Origin of the sequence: Stenotrophomonas sp. 22692, assembly GCF_052045015.1 — a bacterium.
Lineage (GTDB): Bacteria > Pseudomonadota > Gammaproteobacteria > Xanthomonadales > Xanthomonadaceae > Stenotrophomonas > Stenotrophomonas geniculata.
The window spans coordinates 98,050-123,962 of sequence record NZ_JBQEMR010000005.1 but is presented as its reverse complement, the minus strand read 5'-3'; the positions used below and the strand labels follow the sequence as shown (position 1 = coordinate 123,962).

23 protein-coding genes and 1 pseudogene are annotated in these 25,913 nt (G+C 60.1%); 11 read left to right on the top strand and 13 right to left on the bottom strand.

Going from position 1 to position 25,913, the window contains the following annotated elements; all coding sequences use genetic code 11:
- Positions 1 to 59: 59 nt before the first annotated feature.
- Positions 60 to 494: a PepSY domain-containing protein gene (locus ACTJJM_RS07540; protein ID WP_043401290.1), complete on the bottom strand. Its 435-nt coding sequence runs from the start codon at positions 492 to 494 to the stop codon at positions 60 to 62.
- A 151-nt stretch (positions 495 to 645) separates the two neighbouring features.
- Here ACTJJM_RS07540 and ACTJJM_RS07535 point away from each other — a divergent pair, with 151 nt between their 5' ends.
- Genes ACTJJM_RS07535 through ACTJJM_RS07525 form a run of 3 tightly spaced genes read left to right on the top strand, consistent with a single transcriptional unit; the run spans position 646 to position 2,911 of the window.
- Positions 646 to 936: a PepSY domain-containing protein gene (locus ACTJJM_RS07535; RefSeq protein WP_010482069.1), complete on the top strand. Its 291-nt coding sequence runs from the start codon at positions 646 to 648 to the stop codon at positions 934 to 936.
- Positions 936 to 1,595: a response regulator transcription factor gene (locus ACTJJM_RS07530; RefSeq protein WP_019336299.1), complete on the top strand. Its 660-nt coding sequence runs from the start codon at positions 936 to 938 to the stop codon at positions 1,593 to 1,595. Before ACTJJM_RS07535 ends, ACTJJM_RS07530 begins: the two co-directional genes overlap by 1 nt.
- Positions 1,592 to 2,911, top strand: coding sequence for a sensor histidine kinase (locus ACTJJM_RS07525; protein WP_440865369.1), 1,320 nt, complete (start codon positions 1,592 to 1,594; stop codon positions 2,909 to 2,911). Before ACTJJM_RS07530 ends, ACTJJM_RS07525 begins: the two co-directional genes overlap by 4 nt.
- An 88-nt stretch (positions 2,912 to 2,999) precedes the next feature.
- Here ACTJJM_RS07525 and ACTJJM_RS07520 read toward each other — a convergent pair whose 3' ends face one another.
- Both ACTJJM_RS07520 and speA read right to left on the bottom strand, forming a co-directional pair.
- Positions 3,000 to 3,320 (bottom strand): DUF6122 family protein, encoded by a 321-nt coding sequence (locus tag ACTJJM_RS07520; RefSeq protein ID WP_005411369.1) that lies wholly within the window; start codon positions 3,318 to 3,320, stop codon positions 3,000 to 3,002.
- Between the two features lie 36 nt (positions 3,321 to 3,356).
- Positions 3,357 to 5,246 (bottom strand): arginine decarboxylase, encoded by a 1,890-nt coding sequence (gene speA / locus ACTJJM_RS07515; protein ID WP_197597563.1) that lies wholly within the window; start codon positions 5,244 to 5,246, stop codon positions 3,357 to 3,359.
- 191 nt (positions 5,247 to 5,437) lie between these two features.
- On the opposite strand from speA, the gene speE reads away from it, so the two are divergent.
- Positions 5,438 to 6,289 carry a polyamine aminopropyltransferase gene (gene speE, locus ACTJJM_RS07510; RefSeq protein WP_049480036.1) on the top strand — a complete coding sequence of 284 codons (852 nt, stop codon included), beginning with the start codon at positions 5,438 to 5,440 and terminating at the stop codon, positions 6,287 to 6,289.
- A gap of 190 nt (positions 6,290 to 6,479) precedes the next feature.
- Here the strand turns inward: speE and ACTJJM_RS07505 are convergent, their stop codons facing one another.
- Complete coding sequence (locus ACTJJM_RS07505; RefSeq protein WP_049435834.1) at positions 6,480 to 7,385, bottom strand: aspartyl/asparaginyl beta-hydroxylase domain-containing protein; 906 nt, start codon at positions 7,383 to 7,385, stop codon at positions 6,480 to 6,482.
- Positions 7,386 to 7,821: 436 nt separating this feature from the next.
- On the opposite strand from ACTJJM_RS07505, the gene ACTJJM_RS07500 reads away from it, so the two are divergent.
- Positions 7,822 to 8,481, top strand: a complete 660-nt coding sequence (locus ACTJJM_RS07500; protein WP_440865368.1) for an RIO1 family regulatory kinase/ATPase domain-containing protein — start codon at positions 7,822 to 7,824, stop codon at positions 8,479 to 8,481.
- A 125-nt stretch (positions 8,482 to 8,606) separates the two neighbouring features.
- On the opposite strand, the gene ACTJJM_RS07495 is transcribed toward ACTJJM_RS07500, so the two are convergent.
- A complete protein-coding gene (locus ACTJJM_RS07495; RefSeq protein WP_005411374.1) occupies positions 8,607 to 8,945 on the bottom strand; it encodes a P-II family nitrogen regulator in 339 nt (112 codons plus the stop codon).
- Positions 8,946 to 9,081: 136 nt separating this feature from the next.
- Between ACTJJM_RS07495 and ubiK the strand changes: the two genes are divergently transcribed.
- Complete coding sequence (gene ubiK / locus ACTJJM_RS07490; protein ID WP_010482078.1) at positions 9,082 to 9,333, top strand: ubiquinone biosynthesis accessory factor UbiK; 252 nt, start codon at positions 9,082 to 9,084, stop codon at positions 9,331 to 9,333.
- A gap of 125 nt (positions 9,334 to 9,458) precedes the next feature.
- Positions 9,459 to 9,893, top strand: a complete 435-nt coding sequence (arr, locus tag ACTJJM_RS07485) for an NAD(+)--rifampin ADP-ribosyltransferase (protein WP_440865367.1) — start codon at positions 9,459 to 9,461, stop codon at positions 9,891 to 9,893.
- A 151-nt stretch (positions 9,894 to 10,044) separates the two neighbouring features.
- On the opposite strand, the gene ACTJJM_RS07480 is transcribed toward arr, so the two are convergent.
- Both ACTJJM_RS07480 and ACTJJM_RS07475 read right to left on the bottom strand, forming a co-directional pair.
- Entirely contained in the window at positions 10,045 to 10,410 is a 366-nt protein-coding gene (locus ACTJJM_RS07480) for a hypothetical protein (RefSeq protein WP_224328711.1), read from the bottom strand.
- A gap of 55 nt (positions 10,411 to 10,465) precedes the next feature.
- Positions 10,466 to 11,068 carry a DUF998 domain-containing protein gene (locus ACTJJM_RS07475; protein ID WP_043401270.1) on the bottom strand — a complete coding sequence of 201 codons (603 nt, stop codon included), beginning with the start codon at positions 11,066 to 11,068 and terminating at the stop codon, positions 10,466 to 10,468.
- Between the two features lie 649 nt (positions 11,069 to 11,717).
- Here ACTJJM_RS07475 and ACTJJM_RS07470 point away from each other — a divergent pair.
- Together ACTJJM_RS07470 and ACTJJM_RS07465 are read left to right on the top strand one after the other, a co-directional pair.
- Positions 11,718 to 12,080 carry a hypothetical protein gene (locus tag ACTJJM_RS07470; RefSeq protein ID WP_010482089.1) on the top strand — a complete coding sequence of 121 codons (363 nt, stop codon included), beginning with the start codon at positions 11,718 to 11,720 and terminating at the stop codon, positions 12,078 to 12,080.
- 45 nt (positions 12,081 to 12,125) lie between these two features.
- Positions 12,126 to 12,614, top strand: coding sequence for a hypothetical protein (locus ACTJJM_RS07465; RefSeq protein ID WP_010482091.1), 489 nt, complete (start codon positions 12,126 to 12,128; stop codon positions 12,612 to 12,614).
- Positions 12,615 to 12,679: 65 nt separating this feature from the next.
- Here ACTJJM_RS07465 and ACTJJM_RS07460 read toward each other — a convergent pair whose 3' ends face one another.
- Positions 12,680 to 13,585: an Abi family protein gene (locus ACTJJM_RS07460; protein WP_010482093.1), complete on the bottom strand. Its 906-nt coding sequence runs from the start codon at positions 13,583 to 13,585 to the stop codon at positions 12,680 to 12,682.
- A gap of 446 nt (positions 13,586 to 14,031) precedes the next feature.
- On the opposite strand from ACTJJM_RS07460, the pseudogene ACTJJM_RS07455 reads away from it, so the two are divergent.
- Positions 14,032 to 14,967, top strand: a pseudogene (locus ACTJJM_RS07455) (YifB family Mg chelatase-like AAA ATPase); the annotation flags it as partial.
- A gap of 273 nt (positions 14,968 to 15,240) precedes the next feature.
- Here ACTJJM_RS07455 and ACTJJM_RS07450 read toward each other — a convergent pair.
- From ACTJJM_RS07450 to cysD, 3 genes are all read right to left on the bottom strand, one after another.
- Positions 15,241 to 15,930 carry a hypothetical protein gene (locus ACTJJM_RS07450; protein WP_440865366.1) on the bottom strand — a complete coding sequence of 230 codons (690 nt, stop codon included), beginning with the start codon at positions 15,928 to 15,930 and terminating at the stop codon, positions 15,241 to 15,243.
- A gap of 1,113 nt (positions 15,931 to 17,043) precedes the next feature.
- A complete protein-coding gene (gene cysC / locus ACTJJM_RS07445) occupies positions 17,044 to 18,942 on the bottom strand; it encodes an adenylyl-sulfate kinase (protein ID WP_440865365.1) in 1,899 nt (632 codons plus the stop codon).
- The gene (gene cysD, locus ACTJJM_RS07440) at positions 18,942 to 19,856 is read right to left on the bottom strand and encodes a sulfate adenylyltransferase subunit CysD (RefSeq protein ID WP_440865364.1); all 915 of its coding nucleotides are present in this window, start codon (positions 19,854 to 19,856) and stop codon (positions 18,942 to 18,944) included. The genes cysC and cysD overlap by 1 nt, the downstream gene beginning before the upstream one ends.
- Positions 19,857 to 20,005: 149 nt before the next feature.
- Here cysD and ACTJJM_RS07435 point away from each other — a divergent pair, with 149 nt between their 5' ends.
- Positions 20,006 to 20,923 (top strand): hypothetical protein, encoded by a 918-nt coding sequence (locus ACTJJM_RS07435; protein WP_440865363.1) that lies wholly within the window; start codon positions 20,006 to 20,008, stop codon positions 20,921 to 20,923.
- Between the two features lie 561 nt (positions 20,924 to 21,484).
- Here the strand turns inward: ACTJJM_RS07435 and ACTJJM_RS07430 are convergent.
- The gene (locus ACTJJM_RS07430; protein ID WP_440865362.1) at positions 21,485 to 22,504 is read right to left on the bottom strand and encodes a DUF4915 domain-containing protein; all 1,020 of its coding nucleotides are present in this window, start codon (positions 22,502 to 22,504) and stop codon (positions 21,485 to 21,487) included.
- A gap of 333 nt (positions 22,505 to 22,837) precedes the next feature.
- Entirely contained in the window at positions 22,838 to 25,906 is a 3,069-nt protein-coding gene (locus ACTJJM_RS07425) for a thiopeptide-type bacteriocin biosynthesis protein (RefSeq protein ID WP_440865378.1), read from the bottom strand.
- Positions 25,907 to 25,913: the final 7 nt, after the last annotated feature.

Here is a 25,913-nt window from a genome sequence, read left to right as displayed (position 1 = left end):
GTGGGGGGGAGGGGGGGGGAGCCCCCCACCTCCCCCCCCCCCCTCTACATGGGCCAACGTCAATCCAGCCAGCCATCGCGCTCGCTGTGCAGGATGCGGCCGTCATAACCGCTCAGGCGCACGTCCACCTTCTGGTTGCGTGCATTGCGGGCCTCCAGCGACCAGGTCGCACCATCGCGTTCCAGCGAATGGATCTCGCGCAGGCCATGCGCCTGTGCCCGTGCCAGCACCTGCTCGGTGGTCAGCAGCGCGCGGCCGCTGTGCTCGTCGAAGATCTCGCCGGTCTTCGGGTCCACGTAGACCTCGCTGAAGCGGCCATCGGCGCGGCTCACGTCGGCCTCCCACAGGCCATCATCGCGCTCGATCTCGTGGATCTGGGTGTAGCCGGCCTTGCGCAGGGTCTGTTCAACCTGGGCCATGCCCAGCGGCGCGGCCTGTACGGCCGGCGCGACGGTCAGCAGGGCAACAGTGGCGAGGGTGAGCGACTTCAACATGGGGGTTCTCCTGTTCGTGTTCGTGGCCGGACCATCCCGGCAACGCCACAATGCACCCCGTGGTTAACAGCGCCTTAGCCGGCACTGTTAGCCAGCTGTTAGTCACCCCCGGCACACTCACGCCTGTTCCTACAGCCCTCCCTGCGCCCCGATGCTCTCCACCCTGCCCCTGCTGCTGGCCCTGGCCAACGCTCCTACCGCCGCCGCGCCCGTCCAGGACCCGGCGCAGCAGGTCGCGCGCCGTGCCGTGCAGCAGGGCCGCTACGTGCCATTGGAAAGCGTGGTGCGCGATGCACTCAAGCGCTTTCCGGGGCAGCTGCTGGAAGTGGAGCTGGACGATGGTGTCTACGAAGTGGAGATCCTGCGCGGCGACGGCGTGGTGGTGGAGCTGGACTATGATGCGCGCAGCGGAAAGCTGCTGAAGACGGAGCTCGACGACTGATGCGCATCCTGTTGGCCGAAGACGATGCCGCACTGGCACAGCGCCTGGTGCCCCTGCTGGAGCAGGCCGGCTACGTGGTGCATGTGGTTGCCGATGGCCGCCAGGCCGAGGAAATCGGCCAGATCGAGGACCTGCAGGCGGCCATCGTTGACCTGGGCCTGCCCGGGCTTGACGGATTGAGCGTAATCGAGCGCTGGCGCGGCAACGGCCGCGGCTTCCCGGTGCTGGTGCTGACCGCGCGCGGGCGCTGGCACGACAAGCTGGCCGGCTTCGATGCCGGTGCCGACGACTACCTGACCAAACCGTTCCAGGCCGACGAACTGGTGCTGCGCATGCGCGCCCTGATCCGCCGCAGCCATGGCCATGCCAGCCCGCGCCTGCACTGCGGGCCGCTGCAGCTGGACGTCAACGCCGGCCGCTTCGAACTGGACGGACAGCCGCTGGCGCTGAGCCCGCAGGAGTTCCGCCTGCTCAGTTACTTCATCCACCACAGCGGCCAGGTGATCGGCCGTGATCGTCTGGGTGAGCAGGTGTTCGAAGGCGGCCACGACCCGGACTCCAACGCGCTGGACATGCTGCTGGGTCGGGTGCGTCGCAAGCTCGGCATCGATCTGATCCAGACCGTGCGCGGCCAGGGCTGGCGGCTGGCCGCGCCGTGAGCCGGCAATCCTCGCTGCGGCGGCGCCTGCTGCTGGCTGGCGGCGTCGGCCTGCTGCTGGTTTCGCTGCTGGCCAGCGCACTACTGGGCGAACTGTTCAAGCGCAGCGCGCGTGATCGGCTGGACCACGAACTGCAGCAGGACATGCTGACCCTGCTGGCGCAGGCCGAAGTGAACCCGGAAGGACAGCTGCGCCTGCGCCAGCAACCGAATGACGCGCGCTTCCAGCGGGTGTTCTCCGGTTCCTACTGGCAGATCGCCGGTGCCGACGGCCGCGTGCTGCTGCAGTCACGCTCGTTGTGGGATGAAACGCTTCCCACCACCGTCACTGGCCCCGCCACGCGCAACCTGGCCGGGCCGCTGCAGCAATCCTTGCGCGCACGTGTGCAGCAGGTGCGCCTGCCACGTGCCAGTGAACCGTTCGTGGCCGTGGTCGCCACCGACCGCAGCGCGCTGGATGCCGACGTTGCCGCATTCCGGCAGCGCACCGCCATCGCGTTGGGTGTACTGGTCGCAGCGTGGCTGGCGGTGCTGGCCAGCCAGGTGCACTTCGGCCTGCGTCCGCTGCACCGCCTCGGTGCACAGCTGGAACGGGTGCGGCGCGGCGACGCGCAACGCATCGACACGCAGGGACTGGGGGCAGAGGTCGCGCCACTGGGCGAAGAACTCAACGCGCTGCTGGAGCACCAGCAACGCATGGTCGCGCGCGCGCGCACCAGTGCACAGGACCTGGCGCATGCATTGAAAACCCCATTGAGCGTGCTGGCCACCGAGGCTGACGGCGACGGCGCGGACTGGCGGACCACCGTGCGCGAGCAGAGCGCACGCATGCAGGCCAGTGTTGACCGTTACCTGGCGGCAGGGTTGGCCGCAGACCATCGCCAGCGCAGCGACGTTGCGACTGTCGCGCAGGCGCTATGCCGGTTGATGGCACGCGTGCATGGCGAACGTGGCATCACGTTCACGGCCGCAGGCATCGATCCGGCGCTGCAGTTCGCCGGCGCCAGTGCGGATCTGGAAGAGATGCTGGGCAACCTGCTGGACAACGCCGGGCGGTGGGCGCGACAGCAGGTAGACATCACCGCACACATCAGCGACGGACAGCTACGCATCGAAGTACGCGACGACGGCCCGGGCTTGGCCGCAGAGTCACTGTCACAGGTCACCCAGCGCGGTGTGCGGCTGGATGAGCGCGAGGGCAGCAGCGGGCTGGGCTTGGCAATCGTGGGCGATATCGCCGCCAGTTATGGCGGGCGCGTGGCGCTGGAGAATGCACAGCCGGGGTTGCGTGCGACGTTGTGGTTGCCCGTGGCGTGACGCACCGCTGCGCTCGCCAGGCGCCGCCCGGCGCTACCGGTTCACCCGCACCCGGTAGGTGTCGACCTTGGTCGACACGCATCAAGCATCAACGGTGGTGCATCCACCAGCAATCAATCGCGTCCAGCACGATGTGGATGATCAAACCGATGCCGAACAACCTGGTCTTCTTCGGCACGCACAACCCGGCATAGACCGCGATGGCTGGGGCCGTATGCAGTGGGTGGAAGCCGATGCTGCAGCGGTTCGGTGCGTAGATCGGGTCGGCTAGCAGGTGGTCCAGATCGATGATCCAGCCCAGCAGCATCAGCAACCACGCCGAGGCGAAGCGCTTGCGCCAGAACAGCCATGCCAGCAGGGCTGGCACGGCGGCATGCAGGAACAGGTGGAAGATCGCGCGGGCGCTCATCGCAACGGTAGCGCCGGGCAAGCCCGGCGCTGTCCATCAGACCAGAGGTTCGTCGGACAGGTAGGTGTAACCGGTCAGGCCGGCTTCCAGTGCCTCCGACAGCTCCTGCGCGCGTTCCGGCGACAGCTGGGCCTCGGCCACCCGCTGCGCGTAGGTCGTGCGCAGCTCATCCAGGCGGTAGCCCACGTAGTCCAGCATCACGTCGGTGGTGTCGCCGCGGCGCTGCTGGGTGATGGCGTAGCCATCGGCGTCGGCCAGCACTTCCACCGCGTCGGTATCGCCGAACAGGTTGTGGATGTCGCCCAGGATTTCCTGATAGGCGCCGACCATGAAGAAGCCGATGCGGTAGCTCTCACCCGGCTTCATCTTGTGCAGCGGCAGCGAGCTGTCCAGGCTCTCGTTCTCGACATAGGTTTCCACCATGCCGTCCGAGTCGCAGGTCATGTCGGCGATGATGCCGCGGCGGTCCGGGGTTTCGTCCAGGCGCTCGATCGGCACGATCGGGAACACCTGGTCGATCGCCCACACGTCCGGGATCGATTCGAACACGCTGAAGTTGACGAAGTACTTGTCGACCAGGCGCTCGTTCAGTTCGTCCAGCACCGGGCGATGGCTCTTCTCGTCATAGCTCAGGCGCGCACGCACGCCGTGGGCAATGGCGTAGAACAGATCGTCGATGCGCGCACGCTGCGGCAGGTCGATCTGGCCCAGCGCGTAGCTGGCCAGGCCTTCGGCATGGAAATGCTGCGCTTCCTGGAACAGCTCCACCGCCGGGCGCACGTCCAGTTCGTCGTGGATCTCGCGCAGGTGGCGGATCGCCGCCGGCTCGTCATCGTGCTGGTCCGGCACGCGGCCTTCCTGCGCCTCTTCCACTTCCGACACGTTGGCGATCAGCACCGCGTGGTGCGCGGTCATCGCGCGGCCGCACTCGGTCACGATGCGCGGCGGGGTCAGGCCGAACTCTTCGCAGGCATTGGCCAGCGGCTGCACGATGTTGCTGGCGTAGGAATGCAGGCCGTAGTTGATCGAGCAGAAGCTGCGCGAACGGGTGCCTTCATAGTCCACGCCCAGGCCACCACCCACGTCGACGTGGGTGATCTTCGCGCCCAGGCGCGACAGCTCCACGAAGTAGCGGGTGGCTTCGCGCATGCCGTTGGCGATGTCGCGCACGTTGGAGATCTGCGAGCCCATATGGAAGTGCAGCAGGTTCAGGCAGTCGGCGTACTCGGTGTCACGCAGCGACTTCCACAGGTCCAGCAGCTGGCGCGGCGACAGGCCGAACTTGGCCTTGTCGCCACCGCTGTTCTGCCACTTGCCGGCGCCCAGCGAGGCCAGGCGCATGCGCACGCCCAGGCCCGGCTTCACGTCCAGCGCCTTGGACTCTTCCAGCACCAGCTTCAGCTCGGACGGCTTCTCGATGACGATGAAGGTCTGCAGGCCCAGCTTGCGGCCGATCAGGGCCAGGCGGATGTACTCGCGGTCCTTGTAACCATTGCAGACGATCAGGCCACCCGGACGCGACAGCGCCAGCACGGCCATCAGCTCGGGCTTGCTGCCCGCTTCCAGGCCGAAGCCCTCGCCGTGGTGGCTGGCCAGGGTGCCGGCCACGCCGCGGGTCTGGTTGACCTTAATCGGGTACACGGCGGTGTAGCCGCCGCTGTATTCCCAGTCCTGCTGGGCCTGGCCGAAGGCCGCCTGCAGCTTGCCCAGGCGCTGGCCGAGGATGTCCGGGAAGCGCACCAGAAGCGGCAGCTTGGCGCCCGCCGCACGCGCCGCATCGACCACCTTGGGCAGCGACACCACCGGGCCGTCCGCCCCGGTCGGTCTCACCACCATGTGCCCGGCCTGATCCACATCGAAGTAACCGTCCGCCCAATGCGGGATCGAGTAGGTCTTGCGGGCTTGGTCGAGGGACCAATCGGTCATTTCAGTCGGCCTTGTTGGCAATAAAAGGGGGGGCATGATAACGCCTATATGCCCACAGGTTCGTTATCATGCGCGCCCGCGCCCGTGACAGGTTTCAACCTGAACGGGCCGATCCGTCCGGATGTGGCATCTGTGCCACGCGGCCCCGCCCGCCAGCCCGGCTCCACCCCTCCGAACAGGACTGTTTTCCAATGACTGACAGCAACAACTGGTACATCGAACACTTCGAGCGCACCGGCTCGGCCATCGGCTACCGCATCACCGGCAAGCTGGACGAGGTGCAGTCGCCGTTCCAGAAGATCGAGATCTTCCAGACCACCGACTGGGGCAACCTGATGACCATCGACGGGGCCATCATGCTGACCAGCAAGGACAATTTCTTCTACCACGAGATGATCAGCCACCCGGTGCTGTTCACCCACGCCGCGCCCAAGCGCGTGGTGATCATCGGCGGCGGCGACTGCGGCACCCTGCGCGAAGTGCTCAAGCACAAGGGCGTGGAGAGCGTGACCCAGTGTGATATCGACGAGCAGGTCACCGTGATGGCGCGCAAGCACTTCCCGGAACTGTGCGACTCCAATGACGACGCCCGCGCCGAGCTGCTGTTCGACGACGGCGTGGCCTACATGGCCAACTGCCCGGCCGGCAGCGTGGACGTGGTGATCGTCGATTCGACCGACCCGGTCGGCCCCGGCGAAGGCCTGTTCAACAAGGCCTTCTACGAGAGCTGCTTCAAGGCCCTGAAGGACGACGGCATCCTGGTGCAGCAGTCCGAGTCGCCGCTGATGCAGCTGGAGCTGATCAACGAAATGCGCACCGAGATGGGCAAGGCTGGTTTCGGCTCGTTCAAGACCCTGCCGTTCCCGCAGCCGTGCTACCCCACCGGCTGGTGGAGCGTGACCATGGCGCGCAAGGGCGACAGCAGCTTCGACTTCCGCCAGGCCGACTCGGCCGCCAAGACCTTCAACACCCTGTACTACACCGCCGCGCTGCACACCGGCGTGCTGGTGACCCCGCCCTTCGTGCAGGCGGCACTGAAGTAAGGCGTGCCGACCAACGGTCGGCACCCACCCAATGAAAAACCCGCACTGGCGACAGCGCGGGTTTTTGCTTTCTGTAGAGCCGAGCCCATGCTCGGCTGCATTTCGCGCAGAAGCAGCCGAGCATGGGCTCGGCTCTACAACATGCCCCGCGGAATCCGGTAGCGCCGGGCCAAGTCCGGCGGCGGTTCGCTCAGAGCGCCCAGATACCCGCAATCACCGCCACCACCAGGCCCCACTTGATCACCTGGTAGGCCACCACACTGCGCTCGCGCAGTGCCTTGGCCTTCAGGCGCACCTTGTAGACGCTGCCGAACGCCTTGTTGACGCCACCGGTCGGGTCACCCGGCAGGTTCGGCGAGGCACCGCCGGCCAGCAGCGTGGCCGCCACCGCACGATTGAACAGGCTCGGCAGGCCGAAGCGCAGCGGGCGGGCGATGTCGCAGAACAGGATCACGCGGTCATCGGGCGTCTCGTTGTGCGCGTGGTGGATGTAGGTCTCGTCGAACATCATCCACTCGCCGTCGCGCCAGCTCTTCTTGATGCCGTCCACTTCGATGTAGCAGCCGTCGTTGTTCGGCGTGGCCAGGCCCAGGTGCAGGCGCAGCGAACCGGCGAACGGATCGCGGTGCGGGCGCAGTTCGCTGCCCGACGGCAGCTGCGCGAACATCGCCGCGCGCACGTCCGGCAGCGACTCCAGCAACGCCGTGGTCTTCGGGCACATCGCCTTCGCCGACGGGTGCGAAGGGCCGTACCACTTCAGGTAGAAGCGCTTCCAGCCACGGCGGAAGAACGAATTGAAGCCGGCATCGTTGAACGTGCTGGAGGCCGCGATCTTCTGTGCATCGCGCAGCGCCAGCGCCTCGTCGCGGATCATCTGCCAGTTCTGGCGCAGCGGCTCCAGCTGCGGGAACTCCTTGGCCGGGTCCAGGAACGGCGTGGTCGGCACCTTCGAGAACATGTACATGACCACGTTGATCGGGGCCATGAAGCTGGAATGGTCCAGCAGCTGGCGCGACCAGCGCGCGCGGACCTTGCCACGGAAGTGGATGTACAGCACGCAGGCGACGAACAGCGCTGCAATGACGATTTTGATGATCAAAACACTTTCCTCCAGCCGCAGCCGGAACGGGAAACAGGGCGATGCACGGCCAAGCGGCCAGCACCGGTGGGGACCGCGGCAGGGAACGGGGACGTGCCAGGAAGGGGCGGCCGCCGATGTCGCGAATTAACAGCTTATGGTCGGCAGGCCGTGCGTCGGGGTCAAGCCGGACGTGCGTGACGTTCAGCGGGCCGCGGATGAACGAAGCGACGCGACGCCCAACCTATTGATTCTGAAAGAACCAAAGACGAAGTGAGACGGAATTGTCCGATGGGGTGCGACGAACTGTTCCAGCCACGACCCCGACATTTCTCCGACAAATCGTGGAATAGCGAACTGGCGAGTACTAAAATTAACGAAAACTTAGTAACTCCCTGTAACACCGGTTCGCTTGACGCTTTGCGCCACCCACCGGGTCGACCGAGACCCCGACATGCATCTCCCTGCCCTGCCCCCCTCCTCCTGCGGCGAAGACGCCGCCACCCCGCTGCTGCTCAAGCGCGGCAAACGCTTCCTGGCCCCCGACGTCTATCGCACCTGCCTGGACGGGCGCGAGGCGGTCATCAAGGACTACTCCCGCTACCGCGGCACCCCCGTTTCACTGATCGCGCGGCTGATGGTGCGCCGTGAGGCCCGCATGCTGCAGCGCCTGGGCGGCTGGAAGCATGCCCCCGCGCTGCTTGGCACCCTGGGTGGCCTGGCACTGGGCATGGAGTTCATTCCCGGCCAGACCCTGAGCACCGCGCAGGCCGTGGGCAATGAAGTGTTCGAGCAGCTGCAGCACGCGCTCAGCCGTTTGCATGCCGCCGGCATCACCCACAACGACCTGCATGGCACCAACGTGGTGGTCAGCGGCGGCGTGCCGGTGCTGCTGGACTTCACCTCCGCCTGGCGCGCCCCGCGCTGGCTGCGCCGCAACCCGCTCAGCCGGCAGATGCGCCGCAGCGACATGAAGAACCTGCTGAAGATCCGCCAGCGCATGACCGGCCAGGCCCCGAGTGCCGCGCAGGCCGCACTGGTGGCCGACCCCGGCTGGGTCGCTGCCGTGCGCCAGGGCTGGAAGCGGTTCTACAAGTGGGCCAAGCGCCGGTAGGGGTCGAGCTCGCTCGACCGCTTTACCGCTCTTTGTAGAGCCGAGCCCGCGCTCGGCTGCTGTTCCTGCATCGCGCGAAATGCAGCCGAGCATAGGCTCGGCTCTACAACATCCCGCCGAACGGGTTACAACGCGTCCGCGTCCAACTCACCGGTACGAATACGCACCACACTGCCCAGGTCGTACACGAACACCTTGCCGTCGCCAATCTTGCCGGTGCCCGCCGCCTTCACGATGGCCTCAACCACGGCCTCCACCTGGTCATCGGTCACCGCCACTTCCAGCTTCACCTTCGGCAGGAAATCGACCACATACTCCGCGCCGCGGTACAGTTCGGTGTGGCCCTTCTGGCGGCCAAAGCCCTTCACTTCCGTCACCGTGATCCCGGTAACCCCACGCTCGGCCAGCGCTTCGCGCACGTCGTCGAGCTTGAACGGCTTGATCACCGCCATGACCATCTTCATCGTCTATCTCCTGTCTTCCGGCGTGGAGGATAGCGCCTGAACGCGCCCGGTGCGAAACAGCCCACGCCTGTGCGGGCGACCGGCCCAGCAGTATCCTTGTGGCCTGCACGGCCCGCCCGCACCACGGAGTACCCCCATGATCGACCTGAACCAACTGGATGACCTTGCCCGTCGCTTGAGCGACCTGGTGCCGCCCGGCCTGCGCGAATCGCGCGAGGAACTGCAGGCCACCTTCAAGAGCGCGTTGCAGGCGGGTCTGGCCAAGCTGGACCTGGTCACCCGCGAGGAGTTCGAAGTGCAGCGCGCCGTGCTGCTGAAGACCCGCGAAAAGCTGGATGCGCTGGAAACGGCCGTGCGTGAGCTGGAAGGGCGCGGCACCGCAGAATGAAAAAAGAGGCGCAGTGCGCCTCCCGTTTACAGATTATTTCCCGGATGGGGCCTTGCAGCAAGGCCCACCGGGCGCCCTAGACTCGCCGGCCTGTCGATCCGGCAGCACAGAGAGGGGCAGCAGCGATGGCGCAGGACACCGATTGGACACCCGTTTCGCATGACACCTGCGACCAGGTCGCCGGGCCGTTCTATCACGGCACCCGCGCTGATCTGGCGGTGGGCGAGCTGCTGAGTGCGGGCTTCCGCTCCAACTATCGCGACAGCGTGGTGATGAACCACATTTACTTCACCACGATTGCCAAGGGCGCCGGGCTGGCTGCGGAGATGGCCAAGGGTGAAGGGCGACCGCGTGTGTATGTGGTGGAGCCGACCGGGCCGTTTGAGGACGATCCGAATGTGACCAACAAGAAGTTTCCCGGGAACCCGATGCGGTCGTATCGGAGTACGCAGCCGTTGCGGATTGTGGGGGAGATTGTGGAGTGGGAGCTGTATGACGCGGAGTTCGTCCGGCAGTTGAAGGCGTTTGTTGCTTCGGGGAGTGGGGAGATCATCAATTGAGGGAAGGAGAGACACGTGCTTTGGCCGACGGAGGATCAACGCAGCAGGTCGTCGAACGATGTCCGCTCCCGGCCAAGAGCGGACTCTCGCAGTACCTTGAACAGACCCAACCACGAATTTGCCTGGCCTGGAACGAAGTATCGGGCCGGCACTACTTGAACATCTCCAACAGATCCTTGTCTTCATGCCGCTGCTCCCACGTGGAGAGAAAACAGAAGCTCACACCACTTCGCATGGCAGCCTTCTGGAACCCGGCCAGTTCTTCCTTCGTGACCGGGTACTCAATCGGATCAAAATGCAGGAGCCCCCACGGCTTGACGAGAGAGAACCCAGGCAGGAGTTCCGAGAAGATCGCCTTGAGCAGGGGCCGGATACTCGAAAAGTCCTTGATCGGGCCCGCGCGATTGCCAAGGGCATGACACTGACGACGGATGGTCCTGTCTCCACCCACCACGCGCGCAATGAAGTGGTCCTGGTGCACTCGAACGTAGATCAGCTGACGGCGAAAAATCCTCATCCCCTTCTCAGCCCCACACACTCAATGGTTGTCCATGTGCCTGCACGCCCGCCCATCAATACGTCGGCTCCGCCTTCAGCACGCTTGAACCCCTTCGCAGCAGATACAGCGCAACCAGGAATGGCCACAGCGAGTTGATCGACGAGAACAGGCGCTGTGTCAGCCCCCTGAACCCATCCGGATCCGCTCCCACCACGTTCAACCAGAGATAGACGATGCTCGCGATGCTCACCATAGCGGTCACGGCGTACGCCCTTCGGTTGGCAGACCACGCACTCAGTTCGATGTGCGACATCGCCGGTGCAATGATGTTTGCGATGCCGATGGTATAGAAGCCGTGCATCGGATGGCCCATGGGCCAGAGACCGTTGGTCAGCATGGAGATGCCAAAGATCATCCAGCAGATCGCGCCCACGGCAATGCGGCGGCCGGACTCTCGCCACACCCCGATGGAGAACGCCACGAAGCCCATACCGGAGCCGATGGCGGCGATTCTGCCGCAGATGCTTGCAAGCGTTGGCGCCTGCAGCAGTTCGCTGGCGTGCTGTGCAAGCGGGTTGTAGCCCGGCGCGAACAGGGCGGCAACGCTGGTCCAGAACAGAAACCACGGAAGCGGGACCAGACCCGCAGACAGAAGAAGTCGATTGCGGCGTAACACGTACAGTGATCCTTGTTTTGGCCTGCACCAGTGGGTGGAATCCGTTCAAACGCTACAAGACCGTCCTGCTGCGGGCAGGGCAGCCCCGCGTGACTACAGCGGTAGTCAGATTGCGCGCGGCACTCGGTAGGTTCAATAGGCAAGAAGTCATTTAAACCATCCAGCCGGTGTCGCAGCGGTTCGGTTGCATGAGCGATCACACATGCCCGATGGGCGAGTGCTGTCGCATTTGCCGCGCCTTACATCTCTGGCAGAAGGTTCTGACGACTCCGTTCCAGAAGCGCCGCTGCGCCAAGCACGCCAAGGCTCTCGCCGCTTTCCTCGCTATGCGACAATGCCAAAAGCGTCTCGGGTTTTGGCGGCATTGCCCCCTCCCCCTTGGCATTCCCAACTACGTCAGGCAACTCTGGTATCGCCACCGAAAACGGGTGGCCGGGCCTCGAAAACCCGAGCTATTAGGATGTTGTTTGCACTTGCCAGCCGGCATCACCTTGCGTGGTGTCGGCTGGCATTCCGTCTGCCAGCTATGGCGGGCGGGGCGTGGGGGCCTTGTGCCCGCCGGTTTCTTCCTAATAGCCCGGTTTTCGAGCCACGCTCTGCCCGCCACCTTTATCGGTGGCGGCGTCCGCCTGCATGCACGGAGCCCGCCATGACCACACCGCACTCCCCGCCCCCGCGCCCGATCCAGGAAGCGCCGTCACCCGCGCCCGCGCCCGCGCTGGACCCCAACAGCCTCATCGCCATCCTGCACGCCATCGGTGCGGGCGCTGCGGCCGACGGCCAGCCCTGGCCCGAGCGGCACCACCTGCGCAGCCGGCAGATGGCGTTGTCCGACGCCGACTGCGCGCTCACCGGCCAGCGCATCGTGCAGGAGATCCTGCTGGCGGCCGAGCGCACGCGCCAGAACGGCGAGCCCGAACAGTACGTGGGCGACCGGGTGATGGAGGGGCTGGTGATGGCCGATCTGGCGCTGACCGCCTTCATCCACGAGCGGATGCGACCCAAGGACTGAGCGCGCTTATGGCGCGCAGTTTTCTGCCTGTGTGTGGGGTGACGAATGAAGAAGCACGGCCTGGCCGCTGCGGCGGTGTGCATCGCGGTGATCGGCACGATGTGGGTGGAGTGGCCCGAGCCCGCAGGCGATCAGGTGTGGGCCTACCAGAAGCTGCAGCCGGCCGATTACCGTCTGCTGCACAGTGATGCGCGCGGCTTCGTGACTGCGAAGGCCCACGAGGGTTTTGAACTGCACGCGCGTCATGCCGGGGCGACGTCCTTCGAGATCCGCTGTAAGGGCGTTGTGGTGATGGACGTGGAGAACGCGCCGTCGCGCGTGCTGATCCGCATGCCTGCCGATGCCCGCTGGCGGGCACCGGATATCGAACGTCTGCGCATCAGCTTCGAGCGCTGGCTGGATCTGCACCAGAGCCAAGGGCGATTGCTGGTGGAAAGCGCTGTGCCTTCGTGGGTTGAGACGCGGTTTGGGCGCTTCAATGGGCTGGTGCTGGATGAGCAGCGGTGTCTGTTTGGGGTGCTGGGCCGCCATTGACCGCCCCCCCCCCCTAACCGGCCCATTCGCAACAAATGTCTGGAGGAAGCGGCGCCTCCTGGGACTTACCCGCGCCAAAGGCGATGGTCCTGCCATCCAGTCGCAGCCCCGATGCTTCTCGTTCGGACTTCGGTCGTCAGGCCAGCCGAGAGGTGGGTATCGACACGTTCACGCCAATCCCTGAAATCAGCGGTCGTCGCTTCCAGAAGTCTGCGAAGCAGGAGCAACAGAAAGAAGCAACGATTCGGTGCGTATGGCGCCTCGCGCTCAGACCATCCTGCCGACCGTGGACGAACTGCCGAAACACCGAGCTCCTTGTTCCATAACCTACTGTGGTGTGCAACGACGTTTCGCGCCACGCTGGTGACATGCAGCCAGTTTGCGAAGACTGGCGCGGCCAGCAGCATCTCACCCGCAACAGCCTTCTGTTCTCTGGAGTGCAGCGCTTTGTAGAAGCGAGAAAGCGAGCCGAGCGACATGACTTCTGTCGCCATCCAGATCGGTACTCTGGGGAATGCGGGTGAGGCGTACTTGTCCTTGTAGTGCCGAATAAACGCCTCCCTGGAGCGCGTCACTTCGCTTTCGACGCCGCCGAGCCAATCCGCATACTCCTGCCCGGTGAATGCCAGATTGCGCGGCTCCAAGTGGCCGAAGGCGCCATAGGCATGGGCAAAGTGGTACGTGAGCACGGTCCGCGTTGCGACCTCGATATGGCCAACGGCCTCCATTACCAGGTCTCGAAGGGCCCTATCGAATTCATAGAGACTGACCGCTTCTTCGAATGTCGCTTGAGCTCGGAAGCTGTCGCTACCGGGCACACGCTGTGTGTAGAGATAGCCCATGAGGCGGTAGTAGCCAACACGCTGCAGATAGCGTTTGGCATTGGCGGCGTCGCCGATGGCCAGCCCGCGCTGCTGGAGGAGATCCAACTGCTCCTGAATCGACAGGGGTGGTTTGCGGTAGTGAGTCATCCTGACTCCAATCAGCAGGCAAAAAAAAACCCGCCAATTTGAGCATGTCGCGAACTAGCGCGTCAGAGGCTTGGCGGGTGTGTTGGGTGAATTTTAGCGCCCCTTTTGCTCACCTTCAAGTAAATGTGTGTAGTTCCGGTGAAATGTAAATGCCTGTACGAAAAGCACTTCATAGGGAATTTTCTTGGATTTCCGCAGTCTCGCGGGCGCAGATCCAGTGAGGTGAAAGGCCGGCCCGGGCGAGCGGCAACGGCCTATTCCCCGGCGTTGTTCCACGTCATACCGGTTGAGTTCCGACACTCGATCGCGAACACCGGCCGCTACGAAGCGCGCAGGCGCACTCCAACGGTCTGCAGGAATCCCCCTAGCCGCTTCACCAGCAATTCCCGATATCCCATGCGGAACGCCTGCCGCACCATCAAGCATCCCTCTGCAGGAAGCCACACATGAGCCTCGCGCTGGTCCACAGCCGTGCCCGCGCCGGGGTCGATGCCCCACCGGTGCGGGTGGAAGTGCATCTCTCTGGCGGCCTGCCTGTCACCCAGATCGTTGGCCTCGCCGAGACCAGCGTGCGCGAATCCCGCGAGCGCGTCCGTGCCGCCCTGCTCTGCGCACGCTTCGACTTTCCGCAGCGGCGCATCACGTTGAACCTGGCGCCTGCCGACCTGCCCAAGGAAGGCGGCCGTTACGACCTCGCCATCGCGCTGGGCATTCTGGCGGCCAGTGGCCAGGTCGATCCGCAGTCGCTGCTGCAGTACGAGTTCCTGGGCGAGCTGGGCCTGACCGGCGAACTGCGGCCGGTGGCCGGTGCACTACCGGCTGCGATCGCGGCCGCTGAAGCCGGGCGCATCCTGGTGGTGCCGCCAGGGAATGCCGCAGAGGCTGCGTTGGCCGAGCACGCGGATGTGCGTGTGGCGCGCACGCTGCTGGAATGCTGCGCCGGGTTGGGCAACCCGCGCCTGTTGCCGCCAGTGGAGCGCGTGGACACGACGCCGTTGCCGCTGCCGGATCTGGCTGACGTGCGCGGGCAGGCGCACGCACGGCGCGCGTTGGAAGTGGCCGCTGCCGGTGGGCACCATCTGTTGTTGATCGGTAGTCCTGGCTGCGGCAAGACACTGTTGGCCTCGCGCCTGCCCAGCCTGTTGCCGGATACCGAAGAGACTGAGGCGCTGCAGCTTGCCGCGATTGCCTCGGTCAGTGGCGAAGGGCTGGACCCAAGACGATGGCGGCAGCGGCCCTTTCGGGCACCACATCACAGTGCCAGCGCGGCCGCATTGGTAGGCGGCGGCAATCCACCCTGCCCCGGCGAGATATCGTTGGCCCACCACGGTGTCCTTTTCCTCGATGAGCTGAAAGTTAGGTTGTCAAGTTGTCTGACAACAAAGTTCGGTCGGTCAGCGTGCGGCCCGGACACACCCCCGCGAGCGCGGGCCGAGCGACAGAGCACTGTCCACCGGCCAACTGTCAGTTACGGCTAACGGCCTTACCATACAATTAATTACGCTACTGACGAAGACCGTGCCACGCCGCAGCCCGGCAGTTACTTCCCGCGCCCTATTGATGTTCATGCTCGTCTTGTGCCAGCAGCGACATCTCGGCGGCCTCACGCTGAAGCTGGAGCCGCGTCCACGAATAGCTAGCCTTTGGCCGATTACTCACCCGCTATAACCGAACCTCCTGTTTTTTTTCAGTGGCTGCAGATAGTGCTTCAGCACCCAGCCTTCGATGTCCAGTTGCTCAAGATGATCCCGAAATCGGACCTTGAGCCATCGCGAACTCTTTCCCGTCACCAGAACTTGCTGCTTCGTGTACTCCGTCCTCAGAACCAGGCCACTGCCGGGCCGAGCACGGACCGTTGTGGGGCGAGCTCTCACAACATACACGCGCTCATCCAATGCTTGTCCAGCTAATACGTCAAGAGCACGTCTGAGGCGCTCGGACACATCCACCGCCTCTCGGTGAACCATCTTGTCCTTCGCCAGCTCAGCGGTCTCTCGCTGCTGTTCGATGCGCTCCAGGCGCCACCGCAGCTGATCCATCAGACCGAAGATCAAGGCCAGATAGATGCTGAGAAGAGCTATACGCTGCTCTTCGGCTTTTCCGCGCCAGAAGTTGGTCGGGGAGTTAGCGATATCCTTTGCCACGACCTCGATCGCCCGGCTCTGTGCGTCCGCAACTTCGAGTTCGGAGGAGCCACGTTCTTCAATACCATCGACCTCCTTCCCGACGATGAAAGGATTGGTGTTGGGAACCACAAAGCCATCTTGGCAGCAATCGAGCAGGACGGCTTCGCGCTGCAGTGAAGGTACGCGGTGCAATTGCCTGGTAAGTTCGGTCACCTTCACAGGGAAGTCCGCAGGGCGGCAACAGATGCCGCCCGTGACTTCTACAATCTTCCGGCTTGGCAACACCAAGGGGACGATCAGGCTTCCCGGACGTGGACTTGGACCATCCCCAGCAAGCGGTCCATCGCAGTTGCGTTCATGGTCTGGGCATCTCCACGGCAGTGGAAACCTGTCCAGTCAGCGGGGGCAATGCCGCCCAGCTCATGCCTCTCAGTGACTCGACCAGATCGGTGGAGAGCGCTCATTCCCCCAAAGCATTTAATCCGCACCCCGTAAGCACTTCAAAGCGATCTTCAATCCATCGTCTTCTGCAGGATAGGGAGACCCGAAAAGGGGGACTTCGACCCACAGGCGTTCCTGTCCAGCATGGACGTAGGATCCATGGTCATCCAGCAACAACGCCCCCCGGTACCGCGAATACGAAACTTAGGTCCTTCGTTGCCAGACCAGTCGATCGAGCTCCCCGGCGCCAAAAGAGAGCGAAATCTCTCTACCGGCTGATGGCCCTCCTATCGGAGGGGGCACTTCAGCACTCTAAACGCGACTGTTACTAGGTCAAGGGACATCCTACCCCAGCACATCCAGTCTCTGGCTGGCGACCCCACAGACGACATCATTTGCCGCGGCCAGTTCAGGTGCGCAGCCTGGAATGCCTGCGATATGCTGAGGCCCCTCGATGTTCCCGCAGCTCGCCTATCCGACGATGGCTTTCCTGACAGAGGATCTTGTTAGCCATTGCTGTCACTCGATGAGGCGGCTAGCCCCATATCATCACACTGACCGCCGCAGGACCTTGTCGAAGCGACGGATACTTTGTTCTCGCGATCGCAGGTCCTGCCTTGCTGCAGGAACCAAGCCCATTAGCAACCGAATTTCAGGCGAAGCAAACGGCACTTGGACGGCAGCCTGTACGCATTGCGCGCCTCCCCATGAAGGCGCTCTACGCCTTCACCACTTGGCAAAGTTTGCAACGGCGCTTTTCCAATGTCGCGCACCTCAACTACTTGGCTTGGCGCCTCTTAAAATCGCCGGAGCTCGGTTGACTCCTGAATTCTCGCCTGGTGGCGCAAAGTTGAACTAGCTCCAGCGATACCTCTAGCTTCCCACGCAGACTTACTCTATGGGCTTCTTCCAAAGACTGCCCCGCTCTCCTTTCCGACTGTCGGAGATGTACGTAAGTATACGATCGGCGCAGTATCGAGAAGGCATCGCAGCATCAAGCCGGAGCTCCGGAGCACTCGGGACCTCGTAAGGCGCGTCCATCCCGCTCATACCGACGACCAATCCATTCTGCGCCCTCTTATAGAGATCTTTCGGATCTCGGCTCCTCGCCAGATCAAGACTCGCATCAAGATGAACCTCCATAAACCCAAATTTCTCCAGCCTACTTCGCGCATACCTTCTATCCGCCTCATATGGAGATATCGCGGAAACGACCGCAACAATCCCGGCCTGCGCAATTAGTCGGGCAACCTCCGCTATCCGTCGGCAATTTTCAGCCTTGTCTGACGGCGTAAACAAGAGATCTTGGCAGAGTCCGGCACGAACAACATCCCCGTCGATTAGGACTGCCGGAATACCCGCAGCTCTGAGATCCGAGACCAATAGCTCCCCGCACGTCGTTTTCCCAGCGCCCGATATGCCCGTGATCCACACTACACGGGTACCAGCCTGCGCGTCGTGAGCCCCAATTGAGTATGAGTGGGTTGACTTCAGCCGGTTGAACGTCGCCACCTGTGCAATCGAAATCGTGCCTGCTGAAGCGACAGAGTTAGTCTCTCGATCGACAAGAATGAAGCCTCCCATAATTCTATTTCTCTGATAACTCTCGAACGCGATCGCTTCGCTAGTCTCAATCTGCACGCCACAGAATGTATCAGGCTCGCAATACGGGACGAGCACCTCCTCCCCGGACGAGAGATTGCGAGCCCAATCGATTCTTGTAATGCACGCCTGCACCCTAGCTGTCCCAAGCACAAGCTCATAGGATCGTCCAGTCTCGATTGGTGTGTCACCAGTGCAGATAATTGAAGCAGAAAAAGCGCGTCCAACTTGGTGGTTGGTGATCACATCTGCGATCACGTCTCCCCGCCCAATTGCTACATCCTCATCAAACGTCATTGCGACGGAGTCTCCGCGTTGCGCATGGCGCACCTCCCCCTGGACCCCAATTAAACGACTTACGGTCAGGCGGATGCCGGACGGTAGTGCCATCACGACCTCGCCCACGGAAACCGCTCCTTGAAGCACTTCTCCTGTGTAGCATCTCCGTTCGCCGGCACTCGGATTCACCCATTGAATGGGCATTCGGAATCCAAGATCTGAATCAAATTCCTGTCCTGACTCTAAATCCTCCTCAAGAACAGAAAGAAGAGTGGGCCCCGAATACCACGACATAAGATCCGAAGCGATTACGATATTGCTCCCCTCAGAAGCACTAATTGGGACTGCCTGAGCACATTTTATGCCCAGCTCATCCATGAGAAGTCGAAATTCCGCAGCGTGGCGAATGTAGGTCTCACGCTCAAAGCCAACGAGGTCCATCTTGTTGACAGCGAGGACGACCTTCTTTACGCCAAGAAGAGCCGCGACCCTCGCATGCCTGCGCGTGTGAACTGTCAAGCCTCTGCGCGCGTCAACTAACAGCAAAGCAATGTCAGCCATGGAAGCCGCGGTGACCATGTTCCGAATGTACTGCGCATGTCCGGGACAGTCAGCTATCAAAAAGCGTCTTTTAGCTGTCTCCAAGTGTCGATAACCAACATCAATAGTTACCTGCCCTTGCTGCTCCTCCTCCAATCCGTCCAGTAGTAGAGCGAAATCCAAGCCAGTGAGATCACGCCTGTATCGAGCGCTTTCCCCAGCAAGAATATGCAATTGATCAACTGGTATCTTACCGACTTCGTACAATAGGCGACCGATCAGAGTACTCTTACCATCGTCCACTCCGCCGCAAGTCATCAACCTGCAAATAGGCCATGTACCAGAGTATCTTTCGGCGCTATATGACATTAAAAGTACCCCTCCTTCTTCTTTCTTTCCATTGAGCCACGCTCATCCCTATCTATCAATCTCCCGACTCTTTCTGACGTTCCCAGTGAAACAATTTCAGATATTATCGAGTTTACATCGCAGGCATCAGACTCAATCGCACCTGTCAATGGATAGCAGCCGATGGTTCTGAATCGCACTCGCTTGATTAGGACCTCCTCGCTCGGGGAAACATCAAGCCGATCGTCGTCAACAACGATAAGTTCGCCCTCCCTTTCAACTACAGGCCGTCTACTAGCAAAGTAGAGTGGCACCACTTCAATTCCCTCTTGGCGGATGTAGTTCCATACATCAAGTTCGGTCCAGTTTGAAAGAGGGAACGCCCTGACGCTTTCACCAGGTGAGATCCTCATGTGGAACGACCTCCACAACTCAGGCCTTTGCGATTTTGGATCCCATTGATGGAAATTTCCGCGAAACGAAATAAATCGCTCCTTTGCCCTTGCTCGATCTTCATCGCGGCGGGCGCCGCCAATGGCTGCGTCGAAGCCCCACCTATTAAGGGCCTGCTTCAACGCCTGAGTCTTCATTATATCGGTATGTACTCGAGAACCATGAGTGATCGGCCCTACTCCGGCCGAAACCCCGTGGGGATTGGTATAAACAAGCATCTCAACCCCATGGCGCGCCGCCTCGGAATCCCGAAATTCAATCATCTCCCTAAATTTCCACAGGGTGTCAATGTGGAGAAGTGGTATTACCGGCTTACCAGGCGAGCACGCCTTCTTGAGGAGATGCAATAGGACGGAACTATCCTTTCCGACAGAGTACAAAAGAACAGGGCGTCTAAAGGTCGCCAGGACTTCCCTAATAATATATATGCTCTCTGCCTCCAACATCTTCAGCCTATTCGAACTTATTATCGCAGCATCCATTCCTTTTTACTCCGTTACGTTCAAGCGTGAATTCTTTTGAGGCAGTGTCTCTTGGAATAATAAATCGCCCTCTTGGCAGTTGCAACATTTAGCTAATACGAACTATCCTTAGCGTGCAACAGGCCTTACACTCACGACGAGAATTCAGGATGAATGAATATTTCAATAGTGCATTTGTTACGAAGGCGGAGCGAGACCTATACCAAAAATATGCCTCCGAGTATTCAGGGCTAGGGAAGATCGTGGATGCGGGTTGCTTTCTGGGTGGAACGACAAATGCCCTTTGCGAAGGCATCTCTGCTGAACTGGAATCGCCGCCCATTATTTCACTCGATAGATTTTTGGTCGCGGACTCGTACATTGCAGAGTTCTTTGCAAAAGCCGGGCTTGATATTCGAATGGGCGACTCATTTCTCCCTATATTCATCGAGAATATTCGAAGAAACATTCATCTTGTCGAGATCCGAGCTGGAGACATTCTGGGAATCTCGCGGATTACTGGGAACATTGAGATTCTCTCCATCGACATTGCAAAGTCTTCGGGAATAAATTCACAACTGATTATTAGTTGGTTCCCACTACTCATACCCAAGCTATCAGTACTAATCCATCAGGATTTCTTCGCACCTTCTCAACCTTGGCTTGCCGCAAGTATGGGCCCACTCTTGGACTACTTTTCGATAGATAACTATAAAACCGGTGAAAGTGCGTCCTTTAGGCTTCAAGAGAGCATACCTTCAACGGCGCTGCGCACGGCTGCCCGAGTGGATTGGCGAACTCCGAATGGGCTGGCCTGTTTAGAAAAGGTGCATGATGCGTTCGGTGAGCCATTTAATCGATCAATCAAAATCATGATCGCAAAATCTCTCATGGCACAGGGGCGAATAGGCGAAGCTCAGAATATTGTAGTGTCTCTGTGCGGGGAAAGTCCGGCGGGGGAAGACGGAAAGTGGAAGCAATGGCTTGGCATGGCGGTGGCAACGATGCATCCAAGCTTGGCTTCCCCAAAGAGGCTCCTGGCGGAAGTGTACGATGATGACATGAGATTTAGACTCGGTCATTGGTAGTCCGTTCCGCTGAGCCGTCCACGATTGCGTCTGAGTTTTCTCGCAAAGTGGAGGAGGGCATGCCCTCCTCCACTGTTACATCAATGCTACCGAATCAACTGCAGACCGTTTCGCACGTATCTGTCGTATCGCAATGAACATTCGTATCTGTAGGGCAGTCCCACTCGCTGGGACAGTGCAGGCTGTTGCAGTCTCCGTATGTAGGGCCGCTGCAAACATTGTGGGACTCAATGCACATGCCCATGGAGAAGAAGCACTCAAAGCAGGAATTATCCGTAAATCCTCCTCGCGTATCCGTGTCAGTACCACCCGAGACGAGTGAAACCTCATCGTCGGTTAGCAACGTCACATTCCTTGTTTTCAGCTTGATCATTAGAACTCCATTTTTGATCGATGAATGGGAGGAAACACTCATTATGAGTCGCGCACCCCTCCCGAATGCGCGATACGCGTACAGCAAACTAGTGCTGTGCAGCGCAAGACGAAGCATAGAAGTTAGAGGCATCGTTCTGATCGGACTGCTTCGTCCGCAGTCCTCCACCGCCCCCCCCCTCGCGAATCTCAAAGACCCGATTGTGAGATGACGTAGTGTCCATGCCGATGCACTGGCTCGGGGTCAAGAAACACAACCTTGCTCTTTTGATAAATATGAATTGACGATATCTCCGACACTCCGGATAGGTTTAGTCCGCCAATATCAACTCCCCGCAACACGTCGAACATCCTGATTTCACAGCAAGACCTTTGAGCAAACGTGTCGGCTATTTCTCGGTGCAATGGTGAGGTTCCGTCGCGCAGACGAGATAGACCAATCAGGCCAAAATTCCTGTGCACAGCCAGCCCTCTAGCAAATCCGTCGAATTCTGCCGCTGTGGATACGCCTTGGGAGCTCAATATCAGAAGGCGCCCTGTTCCACTCTCTAAAACCCATAGGTCTTCGCCGACGAAAGCGGGGGAGTGAGGGAAGCTTAGATTTACTGCCAATGGTTCCTCGCTACTTGCCGAGTAGACGACACCCGACTTGGGTGGGGCGCTCCTCCACCCCTCCGCACCACTCGTCATGGCCAGCATCGAGACCACCATCGTTCCATCCCTTTTGATGGCCATTCCGTTGACATGTGCGCAGTCAATTGGCCCAGGATCACGAAGGAACTTGGGCCGCCATACCTGCCTAAAACTTGCAGTTTCGTCGAGCTGGCAGACAGAGGAGAATAGAGTGTTGAGGAATAGCAATCTATCAGTCACAGGGTGAAATGCGACTTCGTGAATGCTGGATGGCCCAACAACGTGTACAGCGCTGGGAACAAAAGCCCCGAGGCTTCGATCCCGATATGTAATGTCGTGCCACACGCGAATTGCTCTTCCCGCCCCCATGGCCGCCGTCTGGCCACGAAAGCAAAATCCCATTGCCTGTGGCACAAATACACTTGTGACTTCGCAGCGCAACTCCTGCTCCGCAGCTGAAATCGCAAAAACTCTGCTGTCCTGCTTGCTGCAGACGATCACACTTAGCTGTTCAGAACGTAGGACACTCCAAAATTCTGCGTCACAGCGGAGGAAGGAGCGGTGCTGCTTGGCCATGCACTCATCCCACCACGGAGTGGCGGACACGATCTGATACTTACTCATCCCTTAAGCACCCCATTAACCCACTCCTGACACCAGAAATCGATCAATACACGGATTTCCGAAGCAATAAAATGCGCGATCTACAATTCGCGGGAATCACCCACCATGGAGTTCCACGTGAAATAAATCTAAGCCGAATGCCTATCCAAAGCACGCCAGGAGCGCCGCTCGTCAGGCGGTGCTCTGCATGAGCATATCTTGCGACGGCATTTTGCACTGGGAAACCGGATCGCGAGAGCTGGCAACCGCGACACTATTCCTTTGCAGCCGCAGCTTCCATGCATGTTACCCGACCACCTCGGCTTGGGCGCTCGTGCATCTCGAAACATCACGATCGTAAATTCTTCGAAGCAGATCCCACATAATGGCCTCCTCAGTGCGCGGCGCCAAGCTAAGTAGCCTATTAACTCGCATGTGCACCAGGCTCCACCGAATTCGGTATAGATCTTCTTCGCTAAGTTGGGATGATGCTATTCTTTTCCAATGCATCGAGATATCTGACTCCAGCCCCGCTAGCGAAGGGAAATTCGGCAGCCAATGGGCATGGAGCTCCGCACGGGATCTAGGCACCAGTTTAAAAACGTCGCGAATCCGCGCACGCTCGCGATCCTGTATTCGAAACTCTTTCTGATAACCGATGGATGCACGTCGTGCGAACTCCAATCTGTCGGCATCATTCCCAACACCAGTTGCCGTGAGCATAGAGTCCATCAATGCGAGGCATTGCTTCCAAAGCTTCGATTCGGTACCGGCGCTCTGTATTGTCCCAATGGCCACCCTTGAATCGCAGAAAAAAATATCCTCACATACCTTACAATTGAAGTCACCGCCATAGCGGTCGACTTCTCGAACATAGGCCTCTGAGTCAACAGAATGAAGTAGCCCGCGGCCCGAGAGCTGTTGGAAGAGAGTTGCAAGAAGCTCCCAACTTACGGCCGTGCTGAATGGCGCCTTAGCTTTTATTCTTAGCCGGAGATGCGATCCTTTGTCGTCATAGTAGCGAATGAAAAAGTACTGACGTATCTTGCCAGCGCTAATTGCCTCCATAAGTACTGGAGTGAGAGCGGTCAATACCTCGTCCTGATCGCTTGGCTCGACATACAAACGCATATATGCCCATTCACTCCAACTTTCCATAACTACATTCCGAGAACTGACTGGAGCGAAAAGCGACTGAGTACGGCGGGCCGGAGTTGCATCTCGCGACAGCGGTATCTGAATCTCGTGGAAGTGCTCTCCCTCTCCCGAGCGCAGAGCAGGCTGGAGCCCTCTAGGAAATACCTCGACCAGGTCTGCGCCTGACATTTTTCCGACCTCACTGATGAACTCATCGATCATCCACTCCAAGTCGAGGTTGAACGGAGCCACCTGGTCGCCAACCTGAAGTGCGATCGGATTCGGCCAGTTACCTTCACGTCGTATATCAGCTAGTCGAGATACGGCCTGGGCCCTATCAAGCCTGCGAAGCTCGAGACACTCCGATGCGGTAAGGTGCCAGCTCGCCCTTGCGATAATCACACCGCGATGGATCAGGCCAGGAACGAACTTGGCCGTGGGAGATATGGCACGCAGACTAGGCAAGCGAATGATGCAACCTTGGTTAGCGACCCGCGCCAAGAACCGATAAATAGGTATGCTTGGTCCAGAATCAAAAGCATGTGCATTGCTCATTCTAAGATCGATGTCGGTGTCATGCCGAACCGAGCGAAGTATTACTTCGCCGGCCCTGACCCGTACCATGATGTCGGAGATCCTAATCTCCTTTTCTTGGGGCACATTCGCACGAATTCCGAGCTGGAGTGAACCAACCTCCTCCCTACTCATAATATTTCCGAGGTTTATTTTTGGTAGATGGACAAGCTCGACCGGCTGTCGTCCACCACGAGACACTCTCGCACTGACAAATTCTCTCAGATCTGGAAGGCCAGCGGTGAAGCGCCCGTAAAGCCTTCCTGGGTCGCCGGAAGCAATTCCGCGAATCTCCAGGCTGCACGCATTAGAGGAGCCGCTACCATCTACCGCTGAATTCCACACCGACGCATTAACGAGCATGTCATCGAGTTCCGGGGGAAACTCTCCCATTCTCCCTTCAAGCGCTTCGGTTGAGTCAACATAAAGGTCGCTCTTAACGATCAGTTTAGCCAAACCTAGCGGATCGAAAGATGGCTGCCCAGCGGTACGCTTAGTCGGCTTCACTGCCGGACCAAAGATGGCCTTGGCCAAAGGCGCCTGAACTACTCTTCGATCAAATCCCAGCGAATCTAGCAAATCGGCAACGTCTGCCAAGGGCAACTCCGCATCGCCAAACCTAGCCTCGAAACGTTGACAGAACTCTCTAAGCGCTGTTTGCCTTGAGATGACACAGGTCTCGCGGACAATTGTTGGAACCAGCGCGACGGCATCGGAGAAGCCTGGCGCAGGCACAGTGTTGGCCCCGGACAGATCGCCGGAGAGGTCAACCTTAACGATTGACTTAATATCAGATGTATTGAAAAGCGCGCCTGCCGCCTCCCTGATCTTCTGAATACTTTGCTCTGCTGAGACTTCGCCGTGGACTCTCATGCTCCTGATGCAGCGATTTATGGTCCCGAGGACGGTCCCCATTCGAGATGACGAGGGGAATTGATCCTCGAGCCATTGCGATGGGTCAGGAGTGACGATTCTGTGCAGATGATCGCAAACGAGTATCTGCTGATCAATTAGGTCCTCAATAAAATGGGTAATACTTTCGACATCTTCTGTAGGAAACACGCCCCTGAGGTGTTCGCAGATGTTTCGCTTTGTAGCTCCGCTCCTGGCACAGCTCAACGCATGCGCTAGGTGGGGTGAGGCGTCGACTACTACTTTGCGGAAGGGAATTGGGAGCGATGGGCGCGAGGGACCAGCAGACAAATACGCATAACTATCTCCGCGGTCGACCAAAGTGTCATTCACGAAGTACTCGATGAACTCGGACTCGTTCACGCAAGCCCAACGTTTGAGGCGTTCGATGGCTACCGAGTCCAACTGAACGTCTAATTTCAGGTGCGACCGACTGTATAGAACTGGCAGCACAGAGGTCGTGCGATCAAGTGGCCAGCTACAGATGGAGGAGAATGTACCAAATGGCGTCGGTCTGTACGCCATTCTGATGAGATATCTAGCAATTACACGCTGTATGTCATTAAAACGTCCCTTCCCATCCAACCACTGCTGAAGCTTGGCATGAAGGGAAGGTGATGCAAGAAGCAAGGCATCTGAAACATCTTGGCGCCGTGCAAAGGATGCGACTAGGCTATCAAGTTCTGCGTTAGGCGTCGTTAGTAGTGTCTGAAGAGTCTCTGCGGGAAGTACAGGCGCCCTAATGGCTGCCATGCCAAGG